The 25,272-nt window shown below is 65.0% G+C and carries 28 protein-coding genes; 6 read left to right on the top strand and 22 right to left on the bottom strand.

Features of this window, described 5'->3' with window-relative positions; translation table 11 throughout:
* Positions 1-14: 14 nt before the first annotated feature.
* Genes ccoS through ccoG form a run of 4 tightly spaced genes read right to left on the bottom strand, consistent with a single transcriptional unit; the run spans position 15 to position 4,520 of the window.
* Complete coding sequence (ccoS, locus tag P9A16_RS06100; protein ID WP_023513303.1) at positions 15-170, bottom strand: cbb3-type cytochrome oxidase assembly protein CcoS; 156 nt, start codon at positions 168-170, stop codon at positions 15-17.
* Positions 167-2,455, bottom strand: coding sequence for a heavy metal translocating P-type ATPase (locus P9A16_RS06095; RefSeq protein ID WP_023513304.1), 2,289 nt, complete (start codon positions 2,453-2,455; stop codon positions 167-169). The genes ccoS and P9A16_RS06095 overlap by 4 nt, the downstream gene beginning before the upstream one ends.
* Positions 2,452-2,949 (bottom strand): FixH family protein, encoded by a 498-nt coding sequence (locus tag P9A16_RS06090; RefSeq protein ID WP_023513305.1) that lies wholly within the window; start codon positions 2,947-2,949, stop codon positions 2,452-2,454. Before P9A16_RS06090 ends, P9A16_RS06095 begins: the two co-directional genes overlap by 4 nt.
* Positions 2,949-4,520, bottom strand: coding sequence for a cytochrome c oxidase accessory protein CcoG (gene ccoG / locus P9A16_RS06085; RefSeq protein ID WP_037408047.1), 1,572 nt, complete (start codon positions 4,518-4,520; stop codon positions 2,949-2,951). The genes P9A16_RS06090 and ccoG overlap by 1 nt, the downstream gene beginning before the upstream one ends.
* 121 nt (positions 4,521-4,641) lie before the next feature.
* On the opposite strand from ccoG, the gene P9A16_RS06080 reads away from it, so the two are divergent.
* The 4 genes from P9A16_RS06080 to P9A16_RS06065 all read left to right on the top strand — a co-directional run bounded on the left by P9A16_RS06080 (position 4,642) and on the right by P9A16_RS06065 (position 7,087).
* Positions 4,642-5,397: a helix-turn-helix domain-containing protein gene (locus tag P9A16_RS06080; RefSeq protein WP_023513307.1), complete on the top strand. Its 756-nt coding sequence runs from the start codon at positions 4,642-4,644 to the stop codon at positions 5,395-5,397.
* A gap of 64 nt (positions 5,398-5,461) precedes the next feature.
* Positions 5,462-5,878 carry a hypothetical protein gene (locus P9A16_RS06075; protein ID WP_023513308.1) on the top strand — a complete coding sequence of 139 codons (417 nt, stop codon included), beginning with the start codon at positions 5,462-5,464 and terminating at the stop codon, positions 5,876-5,878.
* Positions 5,875-6,231, top strand: coding sequence for a VOC family protein (locus P9A16_RS06070; protein WP_023513309.1), 357 nt, complete (start codon positions 5,875-5,877; stop codon positions 6,229-6,231). The genes P9A16_RS06075 and P9A16_RS06070 overlap by 4 nt, the downstream gene beginning before the upstream one ends.
* Positions 6,232-6,349: 118 nt before the next feature.
* The gene (locus P9A16_RS06065) at positions 6,350-7,087 is read left to right on the top strand and encodes a GGDEF domain-containing protein (RefSeq protein WP_023513310.1); all 738 of its coding nucleotides are present in this window, start codon (positions 6,350-6,352) and stop codon (positions 7,085-7,087) included.
* Between the two features lie 80 nt (positions 7,088-7,167).
* Here P9A16_RS06065 and ccoP read toward each other — a convergent pair whose 3' ends face one another.
* The 4 genes from ccoP to ccoN are packed head-to-tail and all read right to left on the bottom strand — an operon-like array spanning position 7,168 to position 10,562.
* Positions 7,168-8,031: a cytochrome-c oxidase, cbb3-type subunit III gene (ccoP, locus tag P9A16_RS06060; protein ID WP_023513311.1), complete on the bottom strand. Its 864-nt coding sequence runs from the start codon at positions 8,029-8,031 to the stop codon at positions 7,168-7,170.
* Positions 8,032-8,033: 2 nt separating this feature from the next.
* The gene (locus P9A16_RS06055; protein WP_023513312.1) at positions 8,034-8,186 is read right to left on the bottom strand and encodes a CcoQ/FixQ family Cbb3-type cytochrome c oxidase assembly chaperone; all 153 of its coding nucleotides are present in this window, start codon (positions 8,184-8,186) and stop codon (positions 8,034-8,036) included.
* An 11-nt stretch (positions 8,187-8,197) separates the two neighbouring features.
* On the bottom strand, positions 8,198-8,929 hold the full coding sequence (ccoO, locus tag P9A16_RS06050) for a cytochrome-c oxidase, cbb3-type subunit II (protein ID WP_023513313.1): 732 nt from the start codon (positions 8,927-8,929) through the stop codon (positions 8,198-8,200).
* 10 nt (positions 8,930-8,939) lie between these two features.
* Positions 8,940-10,562 (bottom strand): cytochrome-c oxidase, cbb3-type subunit I, encoded by a 1,623-nt coding sequence (gene ccoN / locus P9A16_RS06045; RefSeq protein WP_024270886.1) that lies wholly within the window; start codon positions 10,560-10,562, stop codon positions 8,940-8,942.
* A gap of 209 nt (positions 10,563-10,771) precedes the next feature.
* Between ccoN and P9A16_RS06040 the strand changes: the two genes are divergently transcribed.
* Positions 10,772-11,254, top strand: a complete 483-nt coding sequence (locus tag P9A16_RS06040) for a hemerythrin domain-containing protein (protein WP_023514170.1) — start codon at positions 10,772-10,774, stop codon at positions 11,252-11,254.
* A gap of 4 nt (positions 11,255-11,258) precedes the next feature.
* On the opposite strand, the gene P9A16_RS06035 is transcribed toward P9A16_RS06040, so the two are convergent.
* The 8 genes from P9A16_RS06035 to hemN form a co-directional block, all read right to left on the bottom strand.
* Complete coding sequence (locus P9A16_RS06035; protein ID WP_024270885.1) at positions 11,259-11,966, bottom strand: PAS domain-containing protein; 708 nt, start codon at positions 11,964-11,966, stop codon at positions 11,259-11,261.
* Positions 11,967-12,203: 237 nt separating this feature from the next.
* Entirely contained in the window at positions 12,204-13,133 is a 930-nt protein-coding gene (locus tag P9A16_RS06030; protein ID WP_024270884.1) for a lipid A biosynthesis lauroyl acyltransferase, read from the bottom strand.
* Positions 13,134-13,143: 10 nt separating this feature from the next.
* Positions 13,144-14,172: a zinc-binding dehydrogenase gene (locus P9A16_RS06025; protein ID WP_023515659.1), complete on the bottom strand. Its 1,029-nt coding sequence runs from the start codon at positions 14,170-14,172 to the stop codon at positions 13,144-13,146.
* Between the two features lie 13 nt (positions 14,173-14,185).
* A complete protein-coding gene (locus P9A16_RS06020) occupies positions 14,186-15,472 on the bottom strand; it encodes a beta-ketoacyl-ACP synthase (RefSeq protein ID WP_023515660.1) in 1,287 nt (428 codons plus the stop codon).
* A 9-nt stretch (positions 15,473-15,481) separates the two neighbouring features.
* Positions 15,482-16,681: a beta-ketoacyl-ACP synthase gene (locus P9A16_RS06015; RefSeq protein ID WP_023515661.1), complete on the bottom strand. Its 1,200-nt coding sequence runs from the start codon at positions 16,679-16,681 to the stop codon at positions 15,482-15,484.
* Positions 16,678-17,160 carry a 3-hydroxyacyl-ACP dehydratase FabZ family protein gene (locus P9A16_RS06010; protein ID WP_023515662.1) on the bottom strand — a complete coding sequence of 161 codons (483 nt, stop codon included), beginning with the start codon at positions 17,158-17,160 and terminating at the stop codon, positions 16,678-16,680. The genes P9A16_RS06015 and P9A16_RS06010 overlap by 4 nt, the downstream gene beginning before the upstream one ends.
* A 115-nt stretch (positions 17,161-17,275) precedes the next feature.
* A complete protein-coding gene (locus P9A16_RS06005; RefSeq protein ID WP_088016464.1) occupies positions 17,276-17,560 on the bottom strand; it encodes an acyl carrier protein in 285 nt (94 codons plus the stop codon).
* Between the two features lie 125 nt (positions 17,561-17,685).
* Positions 17,686-19,035: an oxygen-independent coproporphyrinogen III oxidase gene (gene hemN / locus P9A16_RS06000; RefSeq protein WP_023515664.1), complete on the bottom strand. Its 1,350-nt coding sequence runs from the start codon at positions 19,033-19,035 to the stop codon at positions 17,686-17,688.
* A 210-nt stretch (positions 19,036-19,245) separates the two neighbouring features.
* On the opposite strand from hemN, the gene P9A16_RS05995 reads away from it, so the two are divergent.
* Positions 19,246-19,971, top strand: a complete 726-nt coding sequence (locus tag P9A16_RS05995; RefSeq protein ID WP_023515613.1) for a Crp/Fnr family transcriptional regulator — start codon at positions 19,246-19,248, stop codon at positions 19,969-19,971.
* Positions 19,972-19,980: 9 nt separating this feature from the next.
* Here the strand turns inward: P9A16_RS05995 and P9A16_RS05990 are convergent, their stop codons facing one another.
* From P9A16_RS05990 to P9A16_RS05965, 6 genes are all read right to left on the bottom strand, one after another.
* Entirely contained in the window at positions 19,981-20,409 is a 429-nt protein-coding gene (locus tag P9A16_RS05990; RefSeq protein WP_024270883.1) for a L,D-transpeptidase, read from the bottom strand.
* A gap of 152 nt (positions 20,410-20,561) precedes the next feature.
* On the bottom strand, positions 20,562-21,542 hold the full coding sequence (cbiB, locus tag P9A16_RS05985; RefSeq protein WP_024270882.1) for an adenosylcobinamide-phosphate synthase CbiB: 981 nt from the start codon (positions 21,540-21,542) through the stop codon (positions 20,562-20,564).
* Positions 21,539-22,552 carry a threonine-phosphate decarboxylase CobD gene (gene cobD, locus P9A16_RS05980; protein WP_023516628.1) on the bottom strand — a complete coding sequence of 338 codons (1,014 nt, stop codon included), beginning with the start codon at positions 22,550-22,552 and terminating at the stop codon, positions 21,539-21,541. The genes cbiB and cobD overlap by 4 nt, the downstream gene beginning before the upstream one ends.
* A complete protein-coding gene (locus P9A16_RS05975; protein ID WP_023516629.1) occupies positions 22,549-23,856 on the bottom strand; it encodes a cobyrinate a,c-diamide synthase in 1,308 nt (435 codons plus the stop codon). The genes cobD and P9A16_RS05975 overlap by 4 nt, the downstream gene beginning before the upstream one ends.
* Complete coding sequence (gene cobA, locus P9A16_RS05970) at positions 23,853-24,695, bottom strand: uroporphyrinogen-III C-methyltransferase (RefSeq protein ID WP_023516630.1); 843 nt, start codon at positions 24,693-24,695, stop codon at positions 23,853-23,855. Before cobA ends, P9A16_RS05975 begins: the two co-directional genes overlap by 4 nt.
* Positions 24,695-25,171 carry a cobalamin biosynthesis protein gene (locus P9A16_RS05965; protein WP_051758722.1) on the bottom strand — a complete coding sequence of 159 codons (477 nt, stop codon included), beginning with the start codon at positions 25,169-25,171 and terminating at the stop codon, positions 24,695-24,697. Before P9A16_RS05965 ends, cobA begins: the two co-directional genes overlap by 1 nt.
* Between the last annotated feature and the right edge of the window lie 101 nt (positions 25,172-25,272).

Raw genomic sequence — 25,272 nt, 5'->3', positions numbered from 1 at the left:
CTGCAGCGGCGCCGTCAGCGCTTCGGCTTGTCGTCGCCATCGTCGAGAACGCGCCAGGCGGCGCCCTCGACATCGTCATACTGCCCGCTCTTCAACGACCAGAGGAAGGCGGCAAGCCCGAGCCCGCCGAGAAAGAGCGCGATGGGAATGAGAAAGACCAGCGTGTTCATGCCGCGCGCACCAGCGGATTGACCGGGCGGGCCTCGTCCGCCGCCCGCATGGCGAAGGCCGGCATCTGGCCGCGCAGGCGCAGCGAATTCACCACGACGATGATCGACGAGGTGGACATGGCGATGGCGGCGATCAGCGGCGTGGCGTGGCCGAGAATTGCGATCGGCACGGCGACGACATTGTAGCCGATGGCGAGCGCGAAATTCTGCCGGATAAGACGGCCGGCACGGCTGGTGGTCGCATGGGCGAAGGGCACGGCCTCGAGGCTCTCGTGCAGGAAGACGAAATCCGCCGCCTGCCGGCCGACATCGGCCGCCGTGGCCGGGGCGATGGAGACGTGGGCGGCGGCGAGCGCCGGCGCATCGTTGATGCCGTCACCGACCATCAGCACGCGGTGGCCGGCCGCCGCCCGCTCGGTGACCGCTTCCGTCTTTTCCCGGGGCGACAGCGCAGCACGCCAGCGCGCGATGCCGAGAAGGCCGGCGATGCGGGCAACGGCCGGCGCCCGGTCACCCGAGAGGATCGCCATATCGATCTGCGCCCGCTTCAGCGTGGCGATGGCATCCTCCGCCCCAGCCCTCAGGGTGTCCTCGAAACGGAAGGTTTCCAGCACCTTGCCATTGCGCGAGAGCACGACTTCCGAAAGCCCGTGTTCCTCGTCGCCGGCCGCGGCACTGCCGCTGGCGAAGGCGCGGTTGCCGAGGCGATAGAGGCCCTGGGGCGTCTCCGCCTCCAGGCCGCCGCCAGCAACTTCCGTCACGCTTTCAAAGAGCGGCATCGGCCCTGCCCAGGCGCTCGCCAGCGCCATCGACAGCGGATGGCGCGAATGGGCGGCGAGCGCCGACGCCAGCGCGAGATGGGTGCGATCGGCCTTTTCGCGATCGACGAGGCGCGGCTTGCCGAGTGTCAGCGTACCGGTCTTGTCGAAGACGGCGGTGTCGATCTCGGCAAGGCGTTCCATGGCCGACCCATCCTTGACCATCACGCCGCCGGCAAACAGGCGTCCTGCCGCAACGACCTGCACCACCGGCACCGCGAGGCCGAGCGCGCAGGGGCAGGTAATGATCAGCACGGCGATGGCGACGAGCATCGCATGCTTCCAGTCGCCATCGTAAAAACCCCAGCCGAGGAAGGAGACGAGCGCCAGCAGGTGCACGGCCGGCGAATAGATCTGCGCGGCGCGGTCGGCGATGCGGCGATAGCGGGCCCGCCCCCCTTCCGCGGCCTCCATCAGACCGATGACCTCCGACAGGAACGAATTGCGCGCCGTGGCGACAGCCTCGACGGTCAGCGAGCCGGTGAGGTTCATCGCACCCGCTTCCAGCCGCGTGCCCGGCGAGGCGGCCAGGGGATCGCTCTCGCCGTTGACGATTGAGCGGTCGATGTCGCTTGCGCCCGAAAGCACGCGGCAATCGACCGGGATACGCTCGCCGGCGGCGATGGAAAGGTGCTCGCCGACGGCGATCTCCTCGACGGGCCGGTAGTCGCGGCTGCCATCCGGCCGGATGACCATCGCCCCGCGCGGCGAAAGGCGGGCAAGGCCGGTTATGGCCGAGCGGGCGCGGTCGCGCATGACGTGGTCCAGCGTACGGCCGATCAGAAGGAAGAAAAGCAGGCTCACCGTCGCGTCGAACCAGGCATGCTCGGCGCTGTGCAGCGTCTCCCAGAGCGAAACGGCGTAGGAGAGCGTGATGGCGAGCGCGATCGGCACATCCATGTTGGTGCGGCCGTGACGCACCGCATTCCAGGCCGACTGGTAGAAGAAGCGGCCGGCATAGATCAGCGTCGGGCCGGCGATCAGCGCGGAGATCCAGTGGAAGAGGTCGCGCGTGGCGGCCTCCGCGCCCGACCAGACGGAGACCGAGAGCAGCATGATGTTCATCGCGGCGAAGCCGGACACGGCAACGGCGCGGATCAGCTGGTTGCGCAGGCGGTCGTCGCCTTCCGCCGCCAGCGAGAAGAGATGCGTCTCATAACCCGTGGCGCGAATGGCGCTGGCGATCTCCTGCGGATCGGTGCGCCGGCCTGCGACCTCCTCCTTCCAGACCACCGAAACGCGGCGGGTGGAGAGGTTGACGCGTGCCCGTTCCACGACGGGCAGCGCGTTCAGCGCGCCCTCGACCGTGGCGATGCAGGCGCCGCAATAGACGCCCGGCACGCTGAGGTCGTTCTGGCGCAGGCCTTCGCCGACGGGGCGGCTCGCCAGCATCAGTTCTTCCGAGGAAGGCAGCGCCGCACGCTGTGCATCGATGGCGCCCTCCGTACCGGGTGCGCAGCAGCTCATTTCGCCCCTCCCGCAACAACGGTGCGCACGGTCTGGTGGAAGACCTTCTCGCCATCGCGCCTCGTGCTGATATCGACGACCCACTGGCCGGCCGGCACCGCGCGGTCCGCCGCGAACAGCCCCTCGCCCGCCGGCTGAAGAGCGACCGTGAAATCCTTGCGCTCGTCGACGGGCCGCTTGAACACCGCCGAGACGTCGTCGGCGACAACGGGAGCGCCGTTCGCATCGGTGACACGGTAGACGATGCGATCATCCTTCACGGTGAGGTCGCCCTCGATGCCGCTGGCCGCAAGCGCGCGCGCTTCCGCCACCTTGCCGTTGAATTGCTGGCTGGCGACATAGGTGTTGGGCACGACGAGGCCGCTCCAGCTGTTCGAGGCATTCCACGCCATGATCAGGTTGACGGTGATGATCGTGCCGAAGAACAGCACCATGACACCCGCCATATGCCAGCCGGTGAAGACAAACCCCTGTTCCTTGCGTTCCATGGCCATCACTTTGCTCCCGGCGTGTTGAAATTGGCGGAATAGACGTCGCGCTCGTGGCCCTGCCGGTCTTCCGCGATAATCTGGAAGCCTTCGGCGGCTTCTGCAAGCCGATCCTTCGGCAGGGTGACGAAAACACGCAGCGCCGTCACCTTGTCCGGATCGGCCGGTACATCGACACTGCGGCCGTCGGCGCTCTCATGGCCGGCGATCTTCATCGTTGCGCCCGGCATGCCCTCGATCGACACGGTGATGACGCGCGGCTCGGGGATCATGTTGAGCAGCTTCACCGCATAGCCGTTGCGGATCGAACCGTCCGATTCGACAACGAACTGCGGATTGCGGTCGTGGATGACGTTGAGGTCCAGCCGGTCGCGCGAAAGGAGCGCGAAGAGCAGCGCAAAGCCGGCCAGCGACCAGACGCCGAAATAAAGCAGCGTGCGCGGGCGGAAAATGATGCGCCAGTCGAAATGCCGGATCTTGCCGCCGAAGGCGCCGTCGGCACCGCGCACGCGCTTCGGATCGACCGGCTCCGTGCCGCCGGCCGTGGCGAGCGCCATGTTGGCCGAATAGTCCGACAGCGTCGCATAGGCGATGAGGCCGCGCTCCTTGCCGATCTTGTCCATCACATTGTCGCAGGCATCGATGCACAGCGCGCAGGTGATGCATTCGAGCTGCTGGCCGTCGCGGATGTCGATGCCCATGGGACAGACGACGACGCAGGCGTTGCAATCGACGCAATCGCCGACGCTCTCGCCGGCGGCGATCGCCTTCTTGGCATGGCGGGTGCGCGGCTCGCCGCGCCAGTCGTTGTAGGTGACGACCAGCGAACTCTCATCGAGCATCGCCGCCTGGATGCGCGGCCAGGGGCACATATAGGTGCAGACCTGCTCGCGCATCAACCCACCGAAAATGTAGGTGGTCGCGGTCAGGATGGCGACGGTGATGTAGGCGACGGGCGGCGCTTTCAGCATCGCGAAATCGACGAGCAGCGTCGGCGCATCGGCGAAATAGAAAATCCAGGCGCCACCGGTCGCAACCGCGATCACCAGCCAGACGGCGTGCTTGCTGACACGCTTCCAGATCTTGTCGAGCGTCCACGGCCCGGTGTCGAGCTTTATCCGCGCATTGCGGTCGCCTTCGATCGCCCGCTCCACGACAAGGAAAAGATCGACCCAGACAGTCTGCGGACAGGCATAACCGCACCAGGCGCGCCCTACCGCCGAGGTGACGAGGAAGAGCCCGAAGCCCGCCATGACGAGCAGGCCGGCGACGAAGAAGAATTCCTGCGGCCAGATCTCGATGAAGAAGAAATAGAAACGACGGCCGGCAAGGTCGATGAGCACCGCCTGGTCCGGCGCGTGCGGCCCACGATCCCAGCGAATCCAGGGTGTCAGGTAATAGATGCCGAGCGTGATCAGCATCACCAGCCACTTGAACTGCCGGAAGCGGCCTTCCGCACGCTTCGGGAAGATCTTCTTGCGCTTTTCGTAAAGCGGCTTTCGAACCTTCGCCGAATTGACGGGTTCCGCCTCATGGCGCTCGATGGAATTGTAGATCGTCGTGGTATTCTGTTGCATGTCTGTCGGCCGCACCTGTCGTTGTGCCGGCACAATGACGCCAACGACGGTCTCCATCGTTGATCTACGTCAAGTTTTGGACATAGCAGGGCGTGGCGGGTTGCCGCACAGAGGACGGACAATGACGGGCACCATCCTGGCCAAGCGCTACGGCGACTACCGCGAATACGCACCTGCGGACGCGCTCTCGGCCGTCATTCGCTGCGCCTGGATGCATCGTGCGCCCGAAAACCCGCCGGCCGCACGCATTGCTGTCGTGCCGGATGGCTGCGTCGACCTGTTGTGGACGGAACAGGGTTTTCGCGTTGCCGGGCCTGATCGTACCGCCGCCTTTCCAAAACTCCGGCCGGGCGAGACGATTCTCGGGTTGCGCCTGCGCCCCGGCATCGCCCGCCACCTCTTGCGCTGCGATCTCGACGCGCTGATCGGCAAGGTCGTGCCCCTTGCCGACATCGGCCTGCACGGGCTGGTCACCCAGCACGAGCGCCTGCTTGCAACTTCTGGCCCCCGGCAGAGACTGCGGCTGCTCCAGGCGATTTTCGCCACCGGCATGGGAGAAATTCCCGACCTGCGGCCCGATGCAGCGGCCCTGTATGCACTGAGCGCTCGTCGGCCTCCGGAGGTCATCGCCGCCGAAATCGGCGTGACGACGCGCACGCTCCGGCGAATCAGCGTCGCCGAGTTCGGCTACGGGCCGAAGGCGTTGGCCCGTATCCTCAGATTGCAGAGCCTGCTCGACCGGGTCGCCGGGCCGGGCACCTCCCTCGCCGGCCTTGCCGCCGACACGGGCTTTGCCGACCAGGCGCACATGAACCGGGACGTGCTGGCATTGACCAGCCTGACGCCCGGCGAGATCCAGAGGCAGATGCGCGTCTGACATGTCCGTTTTGTTCAAGACTTCGGCAAGGGACCGCGTATCGTGGCGCCGAATGGAGAAACCGATGACCACCCTGCCCGCTCGTATCATCCACCGCACCATCCGGTGTGACTGGCGTGCGGTGCACGCCTTTGCCGCCCGGCCGGAAAACATGCCGCTCTGGGCCTCGGGCCTTGCCGCCGGGCTGACGCGCGACGGCGAAGACTGGATCGCCGTCGGCGGGCCGATCGGCGATGTGCGGGTGCGCTTCGCCCCGCCGAACGATTTCGGCATCGTCGACCATCGGGTGACGCTGCCGGACGGGCGGGTGGTGGACAATGCGCTGCGCGTCGCGCCGAACGGCGATGGTACGGAGGTGATGTTCCTGTTGCTGCGGCAACCGGATATGGACGACGCAGCCTTCAAGCGGGACGCGGCCCATGTGGCGCGTGATCTCGAAACGCTGGCGAGACTGATGGAAGAAAAGGACGGACAGGAATGAGCACCAGAGGCGCAGATCGCAAGATCGACTACATCGAGTTCAACGTCGCGGATATCGCGGCAAGCAAGGCCTTCTACGGCGCGGCCTTCGGCTGGACCTTCACCGACTACGGCCCGCAGTACTGCGAGTTCCAGGACGGCCGCCTCACCGGCGGCTTCACGACGCTTGCCCCGGTCAGCGCCAAAGGCGGCCCGCTCGTCATCCTCTTTGCCGATGCGCTGGAAGAGGTGTTGGCACGGGTGACGGCGGCGGGCGGAGCGATCGTCAAGCCGATCTTCGACTTTCCCGGCGGCCGGCGCTTCCAGTTCACCGACCCCGACGGCTACGAGCTCGCGGTCTGGTCCGACCAGTGATTTGCCTGCCGTAACGTCAATGTGAACGGCCGGATGCCTTTTACCGAAGGAATTCAGGCTTTCTCAATAAGACGCTCCTAGTCAGGGCCCGCGATCAATACGGACGCGGGCTTTTTCCATGTACAAAATCCTCGGCAAGGCATTGACGGTCGGCATTCTCTCGACGCTGGCATCCCTCGCCATCAGCTTCGCCTTCGTGCCGCTCATGGGTGGCCAGGTGGCGGGCGCCGGCCTCGTCATGACCATCGTCTGTCCGATCGCCATCTCCATTCCCGTCTCGATCCTGCATTTTTACCAGGCGGACCGGCTGCGCGCCGCCAATGCCGCCCTCGCCAGTGCAAAGGACCAGCTTGCCGAGGCCTATGCCCGTCTGAAACACCAGGCGCAGCGCGACGCGCTGACGGGCGTGCTCAACCGCGCGACCTTTCTGGCCGAACTTGAAGCCCGCAGCCGCAATGGCCGCTCCGGCGGCCTGCTCTTCCTCGACCTCGACCACTTCAAGTCCGTCAACGACCGCTTCGGCCACGCCGCGGGTGACGAGGCGCTGCGCCTCGTCGGGGCGCTTTTGGGCAAGCTTTCGGGGGAGGACGACCTCATCGGCCGGCTGGGCGGCGAGGAGTTCGCCGTCTTCCTCGACGCCGCCTCGCCCGACCACATGCTGGGCCATTCGCAGACGATCCGCGAGGCGGTGGAGGCAATCGACCTCCGCGCGCCGGCAGGTATGCGCATCGCGCTCGGCATCAGCATCGGCGTCTTCCACTGCGCGCCGCGTTTTGATCCGGTCGAGGCGCTCGCCGCCTCCGATCGCAACCTCTACCGGGCAAAATCGATGGGCCGGAACACGGTCGTCGCCTGAAGGCTGTTCCGCCGGGCAAGCTCCTGACCAAAAAAAGGCCGCGGAAACCGCGGCCTTCGTCGTTTGGTGATCCCGGCCGCCTACTCGCCGCCGCCCAGCGAGTGTACGAAGACGGCAAGCTGCTTGACGGACGGATCGCCGAGACGAGGAAGCCAGGCGGGCATGACACCATGTTTCGGCGCACGCACCTGCTGGGCGATGGCGGCCTCGCCCTCGCCCTTCAGCCAGATGGCGTCGGCAAGGTCGGGGGCGCCCATTTCACGGTTGCCCTTGGCGTCTTCGCCGTGGCAGGCCGCGCAGTTGTCGGCGAAGATCTGCTTGCCGGGTTCCACGAGGCCGGCATCCGACGGCGTGCCCGTCAGGCTGACCACATAGGCCGCGACCTGCTTGATCTCCTCCGGCTGGAGGATTTCGCCATAGGCCGGCATGTCCGAGATGCGGGTCTCGTCGTCGCCCGGATGGCGGATGCCATGGGCGATCGTCTGGTAGATGTCGTCCACCGTGCCGCCCCAGACCCAGTCGTCGTCGTTGAGGTTGGGGAAACCCGCGGCACCGGCCGCGCCCGAACCATGGCACTGGGCGCAATTGACCTTGAAGGCCGAGGCGCCGCCGGCAATCGCAAACTGCGAGAGCTGCGGATCGGCCATGATCTCCTGCAGCGACGATTTCGCGATGCGGTCGACCATGCCGGCCTGCGCCTGTTTTGCCTCGGAAAGTTCGATGGCAACATTGGCGCGGCTCGACCAGCCGAGCATGCCGGTCGTGGCATCGGAGATCAGCGGCCAGGCCGGAAAGGCGATCGTATAGCCGATCGCCCAGACGATCGTCGCGTAGAACGACCAGACCCACCAGCGTGGCATCGGGTTGTTCAATTCACGGATGCCGTCCCATTCGTGGCCGGTGGTTTCGACGCCCGAGATTTCGTCAATATGCTTCTCGGCCATGATCAGTCCTCCTTGAGAGGGATTTCAGCGGCCCGTTCGGCGGCCTTGCGGGCGCCGGGGCGAAGGGTGAAGGCGACGACGGCGAGGAAGAACAGCGTCATGGCGAGCAGTCCCCAGCTGTCGGCGAAGTGCCGCATGGCGGTGTAGGTTTCCATGAGCTTCCTCCTCAGCGGTAGCCGCTGGCATCGTCATAGGTGGAGAAGTCCACCAGCGTGCCGAGCATCTGCAGATAGGCGACGAGCGCATCCATTTCGGTAAGCTTGGCCGGGTCGCCATCGAAATCGCCGAGCTTGGCCTTCGGATAACGGGCCTCGATGCCCGACGTGTCGGCATTCGGGTCGGCCTGCGCCTTGATGTCGGCGGCAGCGTTGGCGATCATCTCGTCGCTGTACGGCACGCCCACGGCGCGGTTGGCCTCGAGATGCATCGAGACGTTCTTCACCTCCAGCGGCGTTTCCTTGAGGAAGGAATAGCTCGGCATGACCGATTCCGGCACGACCGAGCGCGGCTCGATCAGGTGCTGGACGTGCCATTCGTTCGAATAGCGGTCGCCGACGCGGGCAAGGTCCGGACCGGTACGCTTGGAACCCCACTGGAACGGATGGTCGTACATCGATTCCGCCGCCAGCGAATAATGCCCGTAGCGCTCCACCTCGTCGCGGAACGGACGGATCATCTGGCTGTGGCAGGTGTAACAGCCCTCGCGAACATAGATGTCCCGGCCGGCGAGCTCCAGCGGCGAATAAGGCCGCATGCCCTCCACCTTCTCGATGGTGTTTTCCAGGTAGAACAGCGGGGCGATCTCGACGATGCCGCCGATGGTGACCACGAAGAGCGAGCCGACGAGGAGAAGCGTCGCGTTGCGCTCGAGGATCGCGTGTTTGTCAAGAATGGACATCGGGTCCCTCCTATTCGGCCGGCTGCAGCTTCGGCGCGGCACCCGGGATCGGGGCCTCGTCGCGCTGGTAACCGAGGATTGTCATGGTCACGTTGTAGGCCATGATGAGTGCGCCCAGCAGGAACAGCCCGCCGCCGGCAGCACGCAGCACGTAGTAGGGGAACATGGCGGCGATCGTTTCGGCGAACGAGTAGACCAGGAAGCCCTGCTCGTCGTATTCGCGCCACATCAGGCCCTGCTGGATGCCGGCGACCCACATGACAGCGGCGTAGACGACGATGCCGAGGGTTGCCAGCCAGAAGTGCCAGTTGACCATGCGGATCGAGTAGAGCCGCTCGCGCTTCCACAGCTTCGGCACGAGGAAGTAGATTGCGCCGAAGGTGATGAGGCCGTTCCAGCCGAGCGCGCCCGAATGCACGTGGCCGATGGTCCAGTCCGTGTAGTGGCTGAGCGAGTTGACCGACTTGATCGACATCATCGGGCCTTCGAAGGTCGCCATGCCGTAGAAGGCGACGGCCATGACCATCATGCGCACGATCGGATCGGTGCGGATCTTGTCCCAGGCGCCCGACAGCGTCATCAGGCCGTTGATCATGCCGCCCCAGGAAGGCATCCAGAGCATGATCGAGAAGACCATGCCGAGCGTCTGCGCCCAGTCCGGCAGCGCCGTATAGTGCAGGTGGTGCGGGCCGGCCCAGATATACATGAAGATCAGGGCCCAGAAGTGGATGATCGACAGGCGGTAGGAATAGACCGGACGGTTCACCTGCTTCGGGATGAAGTAGTACATCATGCCGAGGAAGCCGGCCGTCAGGAAGAAGCCCACGGCGTTGTGTCCGTACCACCACTGCGTCAGCGCATCCTGCACGCCGGAGAAGGCCGAGTAGCTCTTCACGCCGAGGAACGAGACCGGGACGGCCAGGTTGTTGACGATGTGCAGCATGGCGATCGTCACGATGAACGACAGGAAGAACCAGTTCGCCACATAGATATGTGGTTCCTTGCGCGTCATGATCGTGCCGAGGAAGGCGATCAGATAGGCGACCCAGACGATAGTGAGCCAGATATCGACATACCATTCCGGCTCGGCATATTCCCGGCTCTGCGTGATGCCGAGCAGGTAGCCGGTGGCGGCCATGACGATGAAGAGCTGGTACCCCCAGAACACGAACCAGCCGAGATTGCCGCCGAAGAGGCGGGCACGCGACGTGCGCTGCACCACGTAGAAGGAGGTCGCAATCAGCGCATTGCCACCAAAGGCAAAGACCACCGCGGATGTGTGCAGCGGGCGCGTGCGGCCGAAATTCAGCCAGGGCTCGATGTTGAGGTCGGGGAAGGCCAGCTGCAGCGCCACGACGACGCCGACCAGGAAGCCGACGACGCCCCAGAACACCGTCGCAATGACGCCGTACTTGACGACCTCGTCGAAGTAGCCCTCGTCGTCCTGCGAGGACTTGACCGCGACAGCCGGCGCGAAAGAGATGCGCCGGATCATGAAGAGCGTGCTGGCGAGCAGCACGAAGAAGAGAACCCACATGTGGGCCTCGAAGAACCTGTCCTGAGCAAAGGCTGCGCCGAGCAGCGCGATGAACGCCCCCACGGCCAGGACGATCGTTTCCGTTACATATTTCATCGTTGGCATCCCCCAACTCGTCAATTTCCCGCAAACACCGGTTCCCTCGCGGAATCGGCCCTTGCGCTCGACTGAGCCTTCGCAGATGCGGCCGGAAGCATCCTTGATATGGATCAAGGCGAAGCGCGGTTGCCAGCGGCATCAAGGGACAGGTTGACGCAGCCGCGCGTCGAAACGCTCGCGGCACTCTCGAACCGAGGGAACACGACATGACAGACTATACAGGGATCGCCCGGCTGCTTTCGGATACCCCGACGGACGCCGTTTCACTGGACTGGCTGAAAAAGGCCCATAGCGCGCAACTGACACTCTGCGAAGCGCTGGAGGATATCGCCGACAGCCTGCCGGCAAACGTCAACCGGCAGAAGTGCATGTATGCGGCCAAATCGCTGATGCCGCTGGTGAACGGCATCCACCGCTACGAGGAAGAGGCGGTGTTTCCGCTCCTGGAGCGTAAGGCCTCCGGCGACCGGGAGCTGATCGATTCCATTGCCCGGCTGAAGTTCGAGCATGTCGAGGACGAGTGCTTTGCGGAAGAGCTGACCGATACGCTGAACCGGCTCGGCAGCGGCGATGACACCGTGAACGCGGAAGCCGCGGGCTACATGCTCCGCGGCTTCTTCGAATCGATCCGGCGCCACATCGCCTTCGAGCAGCAGTTCATGCTGCGGGGCACCGGCCTTACTTCCTGACCGCTCAGGCGGCGAGCGGCCCCTGCTGCGCCGTTTCCTGCAGAACCAGGATGGCGCCGAGCACATTACCCGCCGCCGACAGGCACGGCGTCATGCGGCAACGCGTGATCGCCTGCCCCCGGCGCGGGGAAACATAGTCGTATTCCACCACGTCCCCGGCAAAGCAGTGATCGAGATTGCGTTTCACACGGCTCTCGAAACGCTGCACGCCGATGAACTCCACGATATGCCGGCCGACGAGATCGATGGGCTTTTCGCTGAAGCACTCGGCATTGAGCGGATTGGAGTAGAGATAACGATAGTCCGTCGTGATGACGGCGACGCGGTCCGGAAGGCTGTCGAGAATCGCCTCGTTGAGCAGTCCATCCTCCACCACGCGCGGCGTGGAAACGGGACGCCCGGCTTCGAGCATCTCCACCCGGAACGGCGCGACACCCTCTTCCGTTCCGAAATACCGGTCCAGCAGCAGCTTGAAATGATGCGCCTGCCGGAGCACGCAGGCCTTGTCATCCGCCTCTTCCCGAAGGAGATCCACCACGAACTGGAATTGGGAGCGAAACTCGGAGGCGTCGCTCGCCTCCTTCTGCAACACGGCCGCCAGGGCCGGTTCGATTTCCCTGTCCAGCATGGAAACGAGCCGTTCGTTTCCGGTCTTCACCGCATGCTGGAGTTGTGAATACTTAAACCAGAACAACTCTACAAGAGCTTTCAATGCATGCTCCCCGAATTGCTGAAAATTACAGCAATTGCATCACTACACTATTTGAAATGTTCAGAAATGAGATACAGCTTTGATCGTTCCCCTCCAAATATGCTGCCCAAAGCGCTTACATTAGCAAAATGGTAACAGCGAACGAGAGGATGTCAAACCCCAAATTCGACGAAAGTCGAATATTTCGCGAAACTGAACGTGTTCAAAATCGCGATTGAAAGAAACAATAGTAAGCAGTCAAGTAATAAGGCCGCGCTTGATATTCCAGCGGTCATGATACCAGAGCCACTGGCCGGGATATTCCCGCACCCACTGCTCGACCTTGTCGTTCAGCATCTGTGCGGTCGCATCCACATCGACGGAGCCGTTTTCCCTGCGGGGAATGTGCATCGCCGGTTCCAGTTCCAGCCGGTAGCGGTTGCCCGGCAGGCGGATGCAGCGCGCGGGATAGACCTCGCAGTTGAACTGGCGCACGAGCTTGGCCAGCAGCGGGTTGGTCTGCACCTTCTGACCGAAGAATTCCGTGTGCAGACCCTTGTTGAACTTCTGGTCGACCAGCACGCCAACCGGACCGCCCGCTTCCAGCTTGCGGGCAAGCGTGAAGGACGAGCCGGCATGGGACGGCACGAGATCGCCCATACGGGCGCGGCGGAACTCGAAAACCTTGTCGGCAACGTAAGGATTGTTGGGCGGGCGGAAGAGCACCGTCACGTCGAGGCCGAAGGAGGCACCGGCGACCGGCAGCAGCTCGAAATTGCCGGTATGGGCGGTGAAGACGATGAAGGGCCGCGGATTGTCGCGCAGGTCCACGAAAAGCGGAATGCCCGAGACCTCGATGCGGCCGGCCGTTTGACGCGCGGGATCGAAATCGAAGAGACGGTCGAGGAAAACATATTCGGCCGCAAGCCGACCCATGTTTCCCCAGGCGTCGAGCGCGATCTCAGCGATCTCGGCCTCGGGCTTCTCCGGAAAGGCATTGCGCAAATTGGTGAGCGTCAGCGTGTGGCGCTTCGTCTTCGGCCCGATCCAGCGCGCCACGCGATCGGCGAAATTGATCGCACCGTCTGCCGGCAGCAGCTTCAGGAGGCTGAGCAGGCCGAAGACGAGCTGCGCCACCGACCATTGCTTGAACTTCCTGAGCGCCAGGACGAGGCGTGTGACGATCATCCGCACGGTATCAATCCAGCTTCAGGACGATCTTGCCGAAGATCTGGCGCGATTCCATGCGCTCCAGGGCCGTCGCGATACCGTCGAAGGTGACTTCCGTATCGATGACCGGATGGACGAGGCCGCGCGCCATCTTCTGCATGGCGTTCGCCATGTTCTCCATGCGGCAGCCGAAGGAGCCGAGCAGCTTCAATTGCTGCTGGAAGAGCATCATCAGGTTCAGGTCGGTCGAGACGCCTGAAGTGGAGCCGCAGGTGACGAGCCGCCCGCCGCGCTTCATGCAGAGCATGGAGCCGGCCCAGGTATCCTTGCCGACATGTTCGAAGACGACATCGACGCCCTTCTTCTTCGTCAGCTTGCGCACGACGCCCTCGAAACGGTCCTCGCGGTAATTGATGACATGATCCGCGCCGAGCGCCTTCGCCTTCTCGATCTTGTCGTTCGAACCGACGGTCGTGATGACGGTGCAGCCGATCTTCTTGGCAAGCTGGATCGCCGCCGTGCCGATGCCGGAGCCGCCGGCATGCACGAGGATCGTCTCGCCGGGCTCAAGCTTGGCATTGTCGAACAGCATGTGCTCGACGGTGCCGAAGGTGACGGGGGCGAGTGCCGCCGCAACCGCATCGACACCGGGCGGGGCCGGCACGAGCAGGCGGGCGGGAAGGTTCACCTTCTCCTGTGCGAAGCCGTCCAGATGGAAGCCGTGTACGCCGCCGACATGTTCGCAGAGATTGTCGCGGCCTTCGCGGCAGGGCTTGCAGAGGCCGCAGGTGCGCGCGCCATAGATCGAGACGAGCTGGCCGGGCAGCACGTTGGAGACGCCCGGGCCGAGCGTTTCGACGACGCCGGCCGCTTCCGCGCCGATGACCAGCGGCATCTTGCGCTTGGCAAAGGCCATGCCGCGCCAGCCCCAGACGTCGATATGGTTGAGGGCAACGGCCTTGACGCGCAGCGTCACCTCGCCGGGGCCGGGAGCGTCCGGTTCCGGGATATCGGTGAGTTCAAGCTTGCGGTCGTCGAGAAGCTGGAGAGCGCGCATATCAAGATTCCTATCAGGCGGGTTCGGCCGTCATGACGAGGCTGGCGTTCTGGCCGCCGAAGCCGAAGGAGTTGGAGAGGACCGCGGAAACGCGCGCATCGCGCTTCACGTTCGGCACGACGTCGAGCACGATCGCCGGGTCGGGGTTCGTGTAGTTGATGGTCGGCGGCAGGGTCCCGGTCAGCATGGTCTGGATCGAGAACACCGCCTCGACCGCGCCGGCCGCCGTCAGCGTATGGCCGATCATCGACTTGTTGGAGGAGACCGGGATGTTCGCCAGCTTGTCGCCAAAGACCGTCGACATGGAGAGATACTCCATCTTGTCGTTTTCCGGCGTCGAGGTGCCGTGGGCATTGATATAGCCGATGCCGCTCTCGTCGATGCCGGCGTCTTCCAGCGCAGCACGGATCGTCGCGATGGCGGGGCCGCCATCCGGCGAGGAACGGGTGCGGTGGAAATGGTCCGCCTTCTCGCCGCACCCCTTGAGGATGCCGAGCACCTTCGCGCCGCGGGCAATGGCCGATTCCAGCGATTCCAGCACGAGCGTCGCCGCGCCCTCGGCGATGACGAAACCATCGCGGTCCTTGCTGAAGGGCTTTGAGGCCCTGGTCGGCGGGTCGTTCTGTGTGGAAAGCGCGGAGAGAAGCGCAAAGCGGATCAGCGCCTCGGCGGTCACCGAGCCGTCGGTGCCAACGGTCAGTGCCCGGTCGGTGCGGCCCTGGCGGATCGCCTCGACGCCGAGCTGGATGGCAGTGGCGCCGGAGGCACAGGCGGTAGACAACGTGACGGGCAGCCCGCGCGTACCGAAACGATCCGCGAGCCGCTCGGAGATCGAGCCAAAGGCCCAGGCCTCATGCAGGGCAGGTTCGGCCTTCTCGCGCAAGGCCGAAAGGAAGCGGTCATAGGCATCGCCCGGACGCTCGGACGGCGGAGCGCGGTCGGCGAGCGCAAAACGGTCGCGCCAGTCCGGTTCGATCGGGGGAGCGGCGAGGAAGAGCGGACCGCCGAATTCGCCGGAAAGGCCGGCCTGTGCCAGTGCCTCGTCCGTCGTCTCGCGGGCATAGGCGTAGGAGCGCTCGACCGGATTTTCGACGGGCAGGTCGATGAAATCCACCGTGCCGGAAATGCGGGTGTTGAGCCCGTCCACCGGGAAGCGCGTGATGCCATGGATGCCGGACACCCCACCGACGAGCGCCGTCCAGTTGTCCTTGAGGCCCTGCCCCAGCGAGGTGATGACGCCCATGCCGGTGACGGCGACGATCGGGCGGCCGAGATGATCCCTGTAAGCGGCATTCGTCATGGCCGGCTCCTACTTCTCTGCGACAAGGATTGCGACGCCTTCGCCGCGGGCATGGCCGACCGTGGTGACGACGGCGCTTTTCGCCGCTTCGGTCATCACGGTCTCGGCCTTCGTATCGAACGGCGCGACCTTGACACCCGCGCCGAGCGTCAGGGCCGCAATGGCAAGGCCAAGCGGAAACTGCGCTTCCAGCGCCTGGCCGGTGACCGCGCTGAAGCCGCGCACCGGGCTGCCGGCAAAACGCGTGTCGAGCCAGGCCTTTTCACGCGCCGTCGGGCCGTGCTGGCCGGAGGCGCCGGAGAAGACCAAGGTCTCGGCACCGGCCGAAGCCCCGTCGGCCAAGCGCTCGAGGCGGGCTTCCAGCCGGCCCTCGTCCCGCGAGCCGCGATCGCCGCCGATGGCGTCGATGGTCGCATAGATGCGCGCACCGCGCGCCTCGGCGTGGGCACGCGATTCCAGAACGAGGAAGGCCGCGGCCGTGCCAGTGATGATGCCACCGCCAGCCGCTTCATCGCGCGACCAGAGCGGCGTCCAGCCGCCCGTCGCATGCGCCTGCATGGCCTCGTAGAGCATGATGACATCCTGCCGCTCGGCCACCAGCGCACTGCCGACGAGCGTATGCGTCGACTGGCCGGAGCGGATGCGGTGGAAAGCGGTCTCGATGGCGGAAATGCCAGCCGCCTCCTCGCCCATGAAGGTGCGGGAGGAACCGGTGACCTTGTGCACGATGGAGATATTGCCGGCGAGCAGGTTGGACAGCTGGGCAAGGAAGAGTGTCGGGCGCAGTTCGGTCGTCAGCTTCTCGTTGAGCAGATGCTCGCGGTCATTGCGCTTGAGGCCTTCGTCGACGATCAGCGAATCGACCGCGATGTCGCGCTCGCCGCCGCCGGCCGCAACGATCATATCCATCGTGCCGCAGGCATCCGCATCGTCCTTGAAACCGGCATCGTCGAGCGCGAGGCCGGCGGTGAAGACGCCGAGGCGCTGCCAGTTCTCCATCTGGCGCTGGTCGCCGCGCTTGGGGATCTGCTGGTTCCAGTCGATCTCGGGCATCGGATGCACCGGATAGGGCGCAAAACGCTCCGTCTCGATCTTCAGCGCCGGCGCGCTCGCGCCACCAAGGATTTCCACATGCGCCGCGGCGCCGACACCCTGGCAGGTGACGATGCCGACGCCCGTGATGACCACATCGTTGTTCGCCATGCTCATTTCCCTTCCGCAGACGCTTCGAGCGCCTCGAACAAACCCACCTCGACGGCGCGCTTGCGCACGATATCGGCGAGCGGCACCTCGGCAAACGGCATGGTGCGCAGCTTCAATTGCGCATCGCAGACTTTCTTGCCCGAGGACGTGATCTTCGCCTTGGTCACGGCATAACCCGACCCGTCATGCTCCAGTGCCGCCTCGATGTCGAGCACGGCATCCGGCTCGACGAAGGTGCGCATCTTGGCGCCGTCGACGGTCATCAGGAAGGGCATGGCGGCAAAATCCGTCGCAGCCAGCACGAGGAAGCCGGAGGCCTGCGCCATCGTCTCGATGAGCAGCACGCCCGGAACGAGCGGCATGCCGGGAAAATGGCCTTCAAAAACGGGGCTCTTCGCCGGCACGACCGAGCGGGCCTTCAACACGCGGCGCGCGCCGTCAACGGCCTCCACGCGATCGATCATCTGGAAATATTCGAGCAGCATCGGGATACCTCCGGCAGGTTCCGGAAATCGAAAGGCCTGCCGGAAACGGCAGGCCGTGCACCACAAGCACCGGGATCGTCAGGAACACGGCCGCAAACCGGCCGGCGCCGTTGCCTCAGGCCTTGGCAGCCCGCAGTTCGTCGATCTTGGCGCAGAGGTTCTTCAGGACGAAGTACTCTTCCGTCGCGACCTTGCCCTCGTTGACGTCCTGGGTCCACTGTTCCAGCGGGATCTTGATGCCGAATTCCTTGTCGATCGCAAAGACGATGTCGAGGAAGTCGAGGCTGTCGATGCCGAGATCGTCGATCGTGTGGCTGTCCGGCGTGATCGTCTCGCGATCGATCTCGCTCGTCTCAGCAATGATGTCGGCAACCTTGTCGAATGTAGCAGTCACGCCCATACCTCATGAATCTATAGTCGGGCGATCCTATATGGAAATAAGACGCAATTGCCAATGGGTTTGATGAGGGCCCTGCGCAGTCGGCGATGCTGTGTTGCGCAAACAGCATGGCCACGCGCCGCCGGTCAGACCGCGATGGAATGCCGCCCGCGTCCGCTCGCCAGATGCGCATCGAAGACCGCAGCGACGGTGCGGGCGAAGGGTCGCCCTGCCGCGGTGAGCACGAAACGGTCGCCGTCGATGCGGGCAAGCCCGTCCCGGTCGGCAAGGGCAAAACCGATCGCCTCGGCCCGGATGATGCCGGAGAAGGCGGGATGGCTTGCGGCAAGCGCCGTGAAGGAAAAGCCGAAATCGCACATGATCTTCTCGATCACGAAGGCGCGGGCGCGGTCCTCCCCGGTCAGCGCGTAGCCGCGGACGGCGGCAAGGCCACCCTCCTCCACCCGGCGCAGATATTCGCCCGTCGCCGGCATGTTCTGCACGTAACCTTCGGGAAGCTGGCCGATCGACGATGCACCGAGCCCGACCAGCGCGTCCGCCTGGTCGTCGGTATAGCCCTGGAAATTGCGCCGGAGCGTGCCCTGGCGCGCCGCCACGGCGAGCCCGTCGGCGGGAAGCGCGAAATGATCGATGCCGATCGCCTCATAGCCGGCCGAGACCAGCATGTCGGCCGCAAGCGCCATCTGCTCGAACCGCGCGACCACGCCCGGCAGCGCCGCCTCGTCGATCATCGTCTGGTGCTTCTTCATCCATGGCACATGGGCATAGCCGAAGAGCGCGATACGGTCGGGCGCAAGCGACAGGACCGCGCGAACCGTCTCGGCCAGCGTCTCCAGCGTCTGGTGCGGCAGGCCGTAGAGGATGTCGCAATTGACCGAGCGCACGTTCCGCGCCCGTGCGGCCTCCACCACGCCGCGGGTCTGCTCGAAGGTCTGGATGCGGTTGATCGCCTTCTGCACCGTGGGGTCGAAATCCTGGATGCCGAGGCTGGCGCGGGTCATACCGATATCGGCCAGCGCATCGTGCCTGGCGTCATCGAGATCGTTCGGATCCATCTCTACGGAGATTTCCGCATCCGTCGCGAAGGAAAAACTCGCCTCCAGACAGGTCTTCAGCGTCCGCATGTCATCCGGCCGCAGGAGGGTCGGCGAACCGCCGCCGAAATGCAGCGCCGTGACGGGGACCTCCCGTGACACGCGTCCTCCGATGGCGGCGATCTCCGCATGCAGCCCCTTGAGGTAGGCTTCGACGGGTTCATAGCGCAGCGTCTGCTTGGTGTGACAGGCGCAGAACCAGCACAGCCGGTCGCAATAGGGAATGTGGGCGTAGAGCGAGAGGCGATTCTCTGCCGTAAGGCGCCCCAGCCACCCGGCATAGACGTCCGGTCCGATGCTTTCGTCGAAATGCGGCGCGGTCGGATAGCTCGTATAGCGGGGAACCGGCGACGAAAGGCGTTCTACGAGGGTGTGCTGCATGGTCATCTCCTTGCTCACATAGCAAATAAACACGAAATGGCCGTCGACATTTGATTTTGATCAAGTGAAAGCCGGAATGAGTGCGCTAGGATTTGACAATAGTCAGGAAGCGCTATTTTGCCGCTAGGCGGCACGCTTTATGTTCAGAACCACGTGCGGTAGCACGGCATTATTGCGCCGCAGCACCCGCCGGGCGAAAGGAAAGCCGATATGGAAATTCGCCGCCAAGATATCCATAACTCCGATATTCCGGTCGTATGTCGCGCCTGCGAGGCCCGCCATGGCGGCGTGTGCGGCGCGCTGACCTCCGAGCAGCTTTCCGAACTCAACAAGCACTCGTTCCGCAACCGCCTGGACACCGGCGCCGAAGTCATCGGCCAGGGCGAGACGGTGGTGAACTATTCCAACATCATGCGCGGCGTCGTGAAGCTGACCAAGGTCATGGCGGACGGCCGCCAGCAGATCGTCGGCCTGCAATTCGCCCCCGATTTCCTCGGCCGGCCCTTCCTTGAGGAAAGCGCCATCACCGCGGAAGCGGCGACGGAAAGCGAAGTGTGCAACTTCCCCCGCCATGTGCTCGACCGTCTCGTCAAGAAGACGCCGGAACTGGAACACAAGCTGCACCGGCAGGCGCTGAAGGAACTGGACGAAGCCCGCGACTGGATGCTGACCCTCGGCCGCAAGACGGCGCAGGAGAAGGTGGCAAGCTTCCTCTACCTCATCGCCACCCATATCGACCCGGAATGCGTCGACATGTCGACCTTCGACCTGCCGCTCTCACGCGCCGACATCGCCGATTTCCTCGGGCTGACGATCGAGACCGTCAGCCGGCAGTTCACCAAGCTGCGCAAGGAAAACGTCATCCGCATCGAGAACAACCGCCATGTCACCGTTCCCGACATGGACCGGCTGATGCGCTACGCCGGCAACGATTGAGCAAAATGCTCAGCGCGTGATGACGATGCGCGTGTTGGACAGCCCGTGGCGATTGGCCATCTGGAAGAAGGTCGCCGCATTGTTCGGGTGGAGGCGTACACAACCATGCGACGCGGGACGACCGAGGCGCTTCGTCTCGTAGGTCGCATGAACCGCATATCCGCCCTTGAAGAAGATCGCATAGGGCATCGGCGCGTTGTTGTACTTGCGCGAGCGATGGTTGCGCGAGGCCCACTTCGCCGACCAGGCTCCCGTCGGCGTGCCGTACCCCTTGCGGCCGGTCGAGACGCGCCAGCGATACTTCACCGCGCCGTTCTGAGTAACGACCATGGTCTGCGAAGAAAGACTGATCTGGGCGATAAGGTTGGCAGACAGAGCGGTCTGGGTCTGGAACAATACAAGAAGGAATGCGACTGCGGTCGCAAACAAGATACGCATGACTTCCCCTCTATTCGATTGCGCACGGCTTCCACGCCATGTCTCACAGCGAGACAGAATATAGACGTTTCAGACTTCCACAATATTGACGGGGGTGACGAAAAGAAAACGAAGTTAAGGCGTAAAATTTTATCAAACGCTGTGCAGCGCGCTCACAGCAAAGCGACAAGAAGCATCGCCAGCAATACAGCAGCAGCGAGTGCGGCGCAGGCGCCGGAGAATATCCGCAGGGACAGATCGATATCGGCGACTGTCGCCACGGTGCGCCCGCTGGCATTCATCATCGGTTCGTCGACGCGTGTGCCTCCATAGATGCGCGGGCCGGCAAGGCCGATGCCGAGCGCCCCGGCCATGGCCGCTTCCGGCCAGCCGGAATTCGGCGAGCGATGGAGGCCGGCGTCGCGCAGCGCCGTGCCGACCGCATGGCGCGCCGCCGCCCTGCCCTTCACCGCCCAGGCACCCACAGCGATAAGGAAGATGGAGAACCGTGCGGCGGGCCAGTTGGCGAAATCGTCCAGCCGGGCGGAAGCCCTGCCGAAATCGAGGTATTTCGCGTTCTTGTGGCCGATCATCGAATCGGCGGTGTTCAGCATCTTGTAGGCGAACAGGCCCGGCAGGCCGAGAAGCGCATACCAGAGCGCCGGAGCGACGACGCCATCGGAAAAATTCTCCGCCAGGCTTTCGATGCCGGCACGGCAGATGGCCGGCTCGTCGAGCGTCGCCGGGTCGCGGCCGACGATCATCGACACGGCCTGCCGCCCGCCGGCAAGACCGTCGCGCTTCAGGCCGCTGGAGACGGCACGCACATGATCGTAAAGGCTCTTCTGCGCCAGGAAGACCGCGACGATCACGATTTCCACGAGGGCGCCGAGGATACCGAGCGATGCGAGCAGCCGGTGCACCACGAAACCGGAAAGCGCACTGGCGGCAAGCAGCACGGCGATACAGACGGCACCGTTGAAGCGCTTGGTGTCCGCCGAGAGGCGCTTGCCGTTGAAGAGCTTGTCCATCAGCCCGATCGCCCGGCCGAACAGCACGACCGGGTGCGGCACGCGCCGCCACAGCCAGTCCGGATCGCCGACGAAGCGGTCGAGCAACAGCGCCAGCAGAAGCAGGAGAAGCGTTTCGCTCATCGTCCGGCCATCACCGCCGCCAGCGCCGCCGCCAGCCGGGCATCCGAGGCCGCATCAGGCGCAAGACCGAAGCGCAGCCAGCGCGGATTGTAGTCGAAGGGGCGCACGAGGACGTGCTGGCCGCAGAGCCCTTCCTGGAGGCCCGCCGCATCCATATGGTCGACCAGCGAGAACAGGCCGGTGCCGCCGACAACAGAAAGGCCCGCATCGGCAAGGACCGCATCAAGCGCGGCCTTGCGCGCCTCGATTGACCGGCGAATGGCGGCCGTATCGGCGGTCATCAGGCCGGTGGCGATGGTCAGCGCAGGGCCCGACACGGCCCAGGGACCTAGACCGTCCTCGATCCGCTCGACGATCGACGTTTCACCGATCACGAAACCAAGGCGCAGGCCAGCAAGGCCGAAGAACTTGCCGAAGGACCGGAAGACGAGAAGGCCCGGCATGCCATCGCCGGCGAGCGGCGCGACGGCGGCTTGGGGACGCATGTCGGCGAAAGCCTCATCGACGACAAGAAGGCCGCCGCGGCCGGCGATGCGCCGGTAAAGGTCGAGCAACGCGTCGCGCGAAAACAGCCGGCCGTCCGGATTGTTCGGATTGACGACGACGACCAGGCCATGGGCATCGCTCACCGCATCAAGGCCGGCGACGCGGTCCACCGCCACGCCGGCATTTTCCAGCACGCGGGCATATTCGCCATAGGTCGGCGAGATGACGGCGGCACGCCGGCCGGCAGCGACGAACCGCGGCAGCAGCTGGATGACGGACTGCGTTCCCGGCACAGGAAAGGGCAGCGCGCCCGATGCGCCATAATAGCGGGCGGCGGCGGCACGGGTCGCGTCCTGGCGGTGGCGATCCGGCAACCGGTGCCAGGCGGCAACATCCACTTCGGGCAGGGTTGCGGGATTGGGGTTGATACCGGTCGAAAGATCCAGCCAGTCCTCTGGCCGGCCGCCGAAACGGCCGGCGGCAGCGGCGATGCCGCCGCCATGAACGATACGCGGCGCGGTCATGCCGCCTCCGGTGCGAGATCGATGAGGTGCATATAGGAGCCACTGACGCTTCCGCGACGCAGGCCCGCCTCGCCGAGATCCTCGCCGATCGCGTCCGTGACGGAAAAGAGGCGCTCCGCCGCACCTTCGCTGGCGACGGTCGAGTAATGGAATTCGTGGGCGGTCATCGGTGCTGAAAATCCCGAGCCGGCAAGCGGCACCACGCGGCGGTAGCCGAGATGACGCCGACGTTCGGCAAAACTGGTGACGAGCGGCAGGAGGCCGAGCATGCCATGGCGGGATCCGTCCGCCGCAACCAAAGCCTCCCCCAACGCCATGTAGCCCCCGCATTCGCCATAGATGCGCGCCCCCCGGCGCGCTGCCGCCTGCATGCCTAGACGGAAGACATCCGCATTGGCAAGAGCAGCCCCGTGCAGTTCCGGGTAACCGCCGGGCAGATAGACGGCATCCGCGTCAACCGCCGGCGCTTCGTCAGCCAGCGGGGAAAAGAAGGAAAGGCTCGCTCCCGCCATGCGCCAGCCCATCAGGAGGTGCTCGTAGGTGAAGGCGAAGGCGACGTCGCGGGCGATCGCAATGCGCTGGCCGAGCGGCGGCAAGCGTGGCACGGCCCTCTCCGGCCGCCCCCTTTCCTGCCGTGCGGCGACCGCAATCAGGCGCTCCAGATTGCAGCACCGCGTCACCACCGTGGCCGCGTGGGCGATGAAATTCTCCAGCATGCCATGCTCGCCGGCCTGCACGAGGCCAAGATGCCGCTCCGGCAAGGCAAGAAGCGGATCACGCTCCAGCACGCCGAAGATCTCGATGCCACTGGCCTCCAGCGCGCCGCGCAGCATGGCCTCGTGCCGCAAACTGCCAACCTTGTTGAGGATGACACCGACAAGGTGGATATCGCTGCGATAATCGCGATAGCCCCTCACCAGCGCGGCGACGGACTGGGACATGCGGCTGCAATCGACGACGAGCACGACAGGCAGGCCAAGTGTCGCCGCAAGGTCTGCCGGTGCGCCGGTGCCGTCGGCGGCGGCGTCGAAGAGACCCATCATCGCCTCGACGAGCAGGAAATCCCCCGCACCGGCCTGCTCGGCGGCATTGGCGCGGATGAGGCCCGGCCGCATCGCCCAGGGATCGTAGTTGAGACAGGCCTTGCGACTGGCGGCTGCGTGAAAAGCCGGATCGATGTAATCCGGCCCCGCCTTGCCGGAAACGAGGCCAAGGCCCGCATCGGCAAGGGCACGCGCGAGCCCCAGCGTCACCGTCGTCTTGCCGGAGCCGGACGCGGGCGCAGCAATGAGCAATCCGCTCATGCCGGATCCTTCAGTCCACGGGAGCCGAACGGATCGGGCGCCAGAACGCGCCCCTCCGTCAGCGCACCGAGCCAGTCGAGCGAGGCGCGCAGGCGCACCACCTCGCCGACGACGACGATGGCCGGCGGCTCAAGACCGGCCGCTGTGACATCGACCTCCGCGCGCGCAAGCGTCGTCTCCAGCACCTGCTGCTGGGCGGTCGCAGCATTGCAGACGAAGGCGACGGGTTCGTCCGGCGCGCGGCCTGCGGCGATGAGATTGGCGGCGATCTGGCCGATATGCTTCATCGCCATGTACATGACGATGACCGGCGAGCCCTTGGCGATGCCCTCCCAGTTGATGCGGTCCGGCACGAGGCCGGAAGAATCATGGCCGGTGAGGAAGGTGACGGCGTGGTTGACCTCGCGGTGCGTTACCGGAATGCCCGCATAGGCAAGGCCGCCGATGCCGGCCGTGATGCCCGGCACGATGCGGAACGGAACGCCATGTTCGATGAGGGTCAGCGCCTCCTCGCCGCCGCGGCCGAAGACGAAGGGATCGCCCCCCTTCAGCCGCAGCACGCGGTTGCCGGCGCGCGCCAGCTCCACGAGCCGCAGCGAAATGTCCCGCTGCTTGTGCGAGGGCTTGCCGCCGCGCTTGCCGGCAAATTCCAGTACGGCGCCCGGCCGGGCGAGCGACAGGCACTCGGCATTGACCAGCGCGTCATGCACGATGACATCCGCCTGCTGGAGCGCGTTGGCGGCATGCAGGGTCAGAAGGCCAGGATCGCCCGGGCCGGCACCGACGAGCCAGACACTGCCCTTTTCCATGGGCGGGAGGGCGGCGAAGAGGGTTTGCATCAGGCGGGTTCCCGACTTGAATCAGAATGCGAAGGCGCGGACTCAATCCCGAAGGAAAGCGCCGCAAGCGACTGGAAAGATTCGGCGATCGCCACGGTGGCATGGGCCGATTTCGTCTTCTCCACGACGAGCCTGCCGCTGTCGCCGGCCAGCGCCAGCGCCGCCGCCTCCGCAACGCCGTGGCAGCCGGTGATGGCGAAGACACGCTCCGAGGGATTGGCAAGACGGGCTGTCTCCGCTTCCAGCCGGGCCGCCGGAAAAGTGACGAGCGGAACGGCAAAATGCCCGGCGACGGCATGCATGGCCGGTTCCTCCGCGCGGGCATCCAGCGTCGCGACGAAGGCGACATCATCGGGGATAGGGATGACGGACAGGGCAAGATCGAGGAGTTCCGCCGGCGGCGTACCGCGTTCGCAGCCGAGGCCGAGGACGAGCATACGTCGTCCGGTATCAGGGGATGGGGCCTCAGCGCGCATGACGGTCTCTCGCAAAATTCCACGCGAAAGGACCCGGCCTTGCCGTCCACCGACAGTTCCGGATGAAGCCCCTCTGGGTCAGCCGCACCGGACACCGCTCG

This window comes from Shinella sp. 838, from assembly GCF_029623935.1.
Taxonomy (GTDB): Bacteria; Pseudomonadota; Alphaproteobacteria; order Rhizobiales; family Rhizobiaceae; genus Shinella.
This window is presented reverse-complemented; position numbering and strand designations above follow the sequence as displayed.